The 4,260-nt window shown below is 33.8% G+C and carries 4 protein-coding genes, 1 tRNA gene and 1 pseudogene; 2 read left to right on the forward strand and 4 right to left on the reverse strand.

Annotation, left to right across the window (positions count from 1 at the left end; genetic code table 11):
• A partial coding sequence (locus tag BD31_RS08540; protein WP_008301275.1) for a hypothetical protein occupies positions 1–198 on the reverse strand: 198 nt, incomplete at its 3' end.
• 63 nt (positions 199–261) lie between these two features.
• Between BD31_RS08540 and BD31_RS08545 the strand changes: the two genes are divergently transcribed.
• Positions 262–338, forward strand: a tRNA-Gly gene (locus tag BD31_RS08545).
• Between the two features lie 6 nt (positions 339–344).
• Here BD31_RS08545 and BD31_RS08550 read toward each other — a convergent pair.
• Positions 345–770 (reverse strand): hypothetical protein, encoded by a 426-nt coding sequence (locus BD31_RS08550; protein ID WP_008301277.1) that lies wholly within the window; start codon positions 768–770, stop codon positions 345–347.
• Complete coding sequence (locus BD31_RS08555; RefSeq protein ID WP_008301279.1) at positions 763–2,088, reverse strand: cation:proton antiporter; 1,326 nt, start codon at positions 2,086–2,088, stop codon at positions 763–765. The genes BD31_RS08550 and BD31_RS08555 overlap by 8 nt, the downstream gene beginning before the upstream one ends.
• Before the next feature lie 428 nt (positions 2,089–2,516).
• Between BD31_RS08555 and BD31_RS08560 the strand changes: the two genes are divergently transcribed.
• Positions 2,517–4,034 carry a YhgE/Pip domain-containing protein gene (locus BD31_RS08560; RefSeq protein ID WP_008301278.1) on the forward strand — a complete coding sequence of 506 codons (1,518 nt, stop codon included), beginning with the start codon at positions 2,517–2,519 and terminating at the stop codon, positions 4,032–4,034.
• On the opposite strand, the pseudogene BD31_RS08565 reads toward BD31_RS08560, so the two are convergent.
• Positions 4,031–4,260: pseudogene (locus tag BD31_RS08565) on the reverse strand (glycosyl transferase); the annotation flags it as partial. The gene BD31_RS08560 and the pseudogene BD31_RS08565 overlap by 4 nt on opposite strands.

Consider the following 4,260-nt stretch of genomic DNA (forward strand, 5'->3'; position numbering starts at 1 on the left):
TTTTGTAGGTTCTCGATCAAGAATTCTTTTTGACTGATAATAAAAAGCATTGTAGATTCGGCCCACAGCAATACCCAAAGCAAATGATTTTGAATTATCTATAGTTGAAAGTAATTGAATTAGTTGTTTAATTTCATCCTTGTTAGAAATTGTATCTTGAATTTTTTGTTCTATTTTCCTTAGAAGATTTTCATCCACAAGTAATCTTGTATGAATTAGTTAAAAACAGTTTAATATCCAAATTCAACCTTTAGGGTTGTTGCAGTTATAGTACAGTCTGGTTAGTACTCGTGCTTGCCAAGTACGTGACCCGGGTTCAAATCCCGGTAACTGCACCATTAACATCAATTTTTAGGAGTTAGTGCTTTTTGAATTATATCTAATGCTTCTTGAGCTTTTTCTGGACGAGGTAATTGAATCATGAAAATGTTATCTTTTCCATAATGGGATTTCGGAGAAGAAAGTGCAAGCATTGATGTCTCTGCAAGAGATTCAAAAAACGCAAGATCGGTTTTTGCATTAACAAGAAATTTTTCAGTGATATTTCCTTTTGAAAATGTCAAAAAAACTTCAACAAATACATTTCCCAATCCATCTTGCAAAATATTCAAATCAGTGTTAATCGATAGAGATTGTCCAGCAACTTTGGATATCATCTCATCATATTTTTTCTCTTCAATTTGGATACAGGGGGTTTGTTTCCCCTCAAAATCAAAAGTAGTGATGCCACTATGTACTTGATCTAATAATTTCTTTAATTCGTCAGACATTTTTCTCTTCCAATTTAGAGATTATTTTATCGCCAGATTTTATCAAAAGAGGTGAAATGAATGCAGTGATTATAGAAATTATACCAATCAGTGGGAACAGGAAAGAACTAACAGCACCGATATCAATACCAACCTTTACAATTACAATTGAAAATTCACCTCGTGGAGCAGCCAGTGTGAAGCCGGAACGAAGTGCTTTACCACGTTTTTGTCTAAAAATTATATTTCCAAGCATATTTCCTCCAAATTTCATTCCAACTGAAACTGCAATCAAGGCAATAGCTAAAGGAATGTAATTTTCTAGTTCAGAAACATCCATCAATGCTCCAACAGAAATAAAGAAGATCGCTACAAACATGTCTTTGATAGGACTTGAAAGTAGTTTTGCAACTTCAGCGGATTTCGATTCAGCTACAAGCACCCCAGCTAGAAAAGCCCCAATTGCAACTGACAAACCAACAATATTTGCAAATAATGCATAACCAAAACACAGACCAAGAACTCCCAGTAATAAAATTTCACGATGCTCAGCTGCAGCAATTCTATCAATTAAAGGAGGAATGACACGGGTTCCAACAGTAAAAGTTCCAACAATAAGACCTGTTGCAACTAAAACTATGACAATAACAGATTCTATAGATACAGTCCCTACTAAAGCAATGGATTGTAACGAGGATATCAGAATAACTGCGATTATATCTTCTACAATCAAAATACCGAGAATGAGAATGGATGATTCTTTATTGATCCTTCCCATTTCTTCTAAAAGTTTGACAATTATGGCAGTACTTGATACAGATAGTGCTGCTGCAATAAACAACGCATCCATAAATTCCAAGCCAATAATGCTTGCAGCATAATATACAACTCCCATTGTTAAGAACAATCCCACAGATCCAATTCCAACGGCCTCACGGCCAATACTCTTTATTTTTGCGTAAGGGAATTCTATTCCAATTACAAAGAGAAGTAAAATAACACCAATTTCAGCAAAAAGATTCAATGCCGAAATATCAGATAAAATGCCCACTCCATCTATTATTTGAGCAGAGGGACCACCGTCAGGCAACAACCAAGACCAAATAGGTGAAAGTGGTCCAAGCAACATTCCTGCAAAAAGATAACCTATGATCAATGGTTGTTTTATTTTAAAAAATGCAAGAGTCACCACAGCGCCAATTATCATAATGAATGCCAAATCAGTAACAAAACTTGTATGAGGTAGTTCAGGAGTAATTTGCTCAATTAAAGTATGCACAGTGTTGTTAAGGGAACTATGAATTCCACTTGAATCCAATTGAAGTGAAATGTATTCCATGTTTTCAGTTAGTAAATTTGTTTAAAAACGGATCTTAATGAAAATTCAGAAATCCAAAATGCAAAATTCAAGGAATTGTTCAGGCTCAAAAATATTCGTAATGTTTAACCTCTTTATGCTTAATGATCATAATCCATATGCAGAGTGATGATTAGGTCAACTGAACACAATGAAGAGATATGACCTGGGGTATCTGACTGCATAATTGGTTACAGTGTAATCACCTTACTATTAATAGTACGGTACTATACCGTACTGTATGATTCAATGCGAATATTGTCCAAGAGGATTTATCGAAACAGCAAACGGGTTGGCTGAAAAGACATTTCATGAGTTACTTCATGAACCAGAAGTTGTAAACAAGTAACTCTTTACATTTTTTATTTTAGACCCAACTTTTTTATCTTCAAATTTTTAATTCAATCCATATGGCTGCTAAAACATCAAGTAAAAAAACAACAAACCAGGCAAAAAAAGTAACAAAAAAAGAGCCAAATCCATCAGCATTACTTAAGAAAGTGGCATCAGTTTCAGACACAAACAAGTCATTACAAAAAGAAATCAAAGTAATGTCAAAAATTTTCGGTGAAAACCAAAAAGTATTGATATCGATGAAAGGAATGATAGACACACTATCATCCACATTAGAACATATTCAAAAACAATCAAAACAGATCAACATCATAGAAGACGATACTCAAAAACTATTTGCGGGATTAAATCAAGTCAGAACACAATCTAATTTGGTTACAAAGATAAATGATCAGACTGCAAAATTACAAGATGAGATAAGCAGGATTTCAGAACTGCAAAAAAACTCCAAATCACAAGAGTTATCCCAGCAAGTAGAAGACAGTATGAATTCAATTAAAAATAATTCTCAGATGATAATCAAAATTGCTCAAAGAATTGACGAAGTAAGAGATGATCTAAGAAAGGTTTCTGGAAAAACAGATTCATTTTTAGAAATTGGAAATGAAATAAATAATTTGAAAACTAGCATAGAAGAAGTTTCAGGAAAAACTGCAGAATTAGATACGGGATCTCAAATCATAGAAAGTCTCAAGCAGGAATTTGAGAGAATTGCTGAAGGAGCATCATCTACAACAAACTTGAATGCTGAATTAGATGCGATCAAAGTTACAATTGATGCCATATCTTCCAAGGCATCAAAAATTGATTCGTTAGGATTGGTAATTGATGGACTCAAGCAGCAATTTGATACAATAGCAGCAAAGGCAAATTCAATAGACAATTTGAGCCTAGAATCGATAAAAGAACTAGGAGGAAAAATAGATAAAATTGAAACAGAGATTGGAGCGTTAGCAAAAAGAGCAGATTCAACTGCATTTGTTGGAGAGGGGCTCAAATCAGTTCAGACAGATTTCTCAGATTTCAAGCAAAACGTGTTTGATAAAACAAACAGTATTGAACAAAAAATATCTTCAGTTTCAGACACCCTGAAAAGACAAGACGAATCAGCCATAGAATTTCATAAAAAATCTGAGAAACTATTTGAAGAAATACAAACAGTCAAGAATGTTACAAACAAGTCATCAAATGATTCATCTAAAGAAATGATGGCATTGCTAAAGTTGTCTGAATATCAATCAAACATCAGAATGAACGGAGAATCGAAATATGGCGAAGTGAAAGACATTGAAAATATGGCAACACAAACAGCAGAAATTGTTAATTTATTTGATAGAATTTCTATTGAATCAGGAGAAAAAATTCCACTTCCTCACGAAGTAAGACAATGGGCAGTAAGCAAAATTTTAGATTGCGCAGACAAATGGGAGATTAGATTTAGTGATGTGTATTCAATTTTAACAAATGCCATAGGTAGAGACATGTTAAAGGAATCTGTAAGAGTTCAACAAATAAGAGACATATATGGAATTAGAGCAGTGGACGAGATTAGACGAGATTTGAATATTCCTTAAACTCCAATTTCATCTGTTTCTTTGAATTGCTCTTTCTTTCGTTTGATTACGGCAAAAATTGCAATTACCACAGCAATCCAAATAGTACTAAACATCATGTTTGCAGGACTGACATACATGTATGGAGTCGCATCCATGATATTGGTTTTTAACAATAATGCCCTATCATTGATATCTAGCATTCCAGTGTGATATGCAGCGTTGTCTTTGGAGATAGAAGATATCT

Origin of the sequence: Candidatus Nitrosopumilus salarius BD31 (assembly GCF_000242875.2) — an archaeon.
GTDB lineage: Archaea > Thermoproteota > Nitrososphaeria > Nitrososphaerales > Nitrosopumilaceae > Nitrosopumilus > Nitrosopumilus salarius.

Bases quoted from the DNA above. Each gene is read 5' to 3' on its own strand.
- BD31_RS08550 (WP_008301277.1), bottom strand. From the start codon at position 770: ATGTCTGACGAATTAAAGAAATTATTAGATCAAGTACATAGTGGCATC.
- BD31_RS08555 (WP_008301279.1), bottom strand. From the start codon at position 2,088: ATGGAATACATTTCACTTCAATTGGATTCAAGTGGAATTCATAGTTCC.
- BD31_RS08560 (WP_008301278.1), top strand. From the start codon at position 2,517: ATGGCTGCTAAAACATCAAGTAAAAAAACAACAAACCAGGCAAAAAAA.